The organism is Acidovorax sp. SRB_24, assembly GCF_012931925.1.
The window spans coordinates 1-228 of the sequence record NZ_MWOM01000382.1 but is presented as its reverse complement, the minus strand read 5'-3'; the positions used below and the strand labels follow the sequence as shown (position 1 = coordinate 228).

Here is a 228-nt window from a genome sequence, read left to right as displayed (position 1 = left end):
AACAACGTCCTGTGCTTCCCGTACATCTTCCGCGGCGCGCTCGACTGCGGAGCCACCACCATCACGGTCGAGATGGAAATTGCCGCCGTGCACGCCATTGCCGACCTGGCAGAGGCCGAGCAAAGCGAAGTGGTGGCGGCCGCCTATGTGGGCGAAGCCCTGGCGTTCGGCCCCGAGTACCTGATCCCCAAGCCGTTTGACCCGCGCCTGATGATGAAGATCGCGCCC

The 228-nt window shown here is 64.9% G+C and carries 1 pseudogene; it reads left to right on the top strand.

The features are described from left to right. Positions 1-228 (top strand): annotated as a pseudogene (locus tag B2J89_RS22355) (hypothetical protein); the annotation flags it as partial.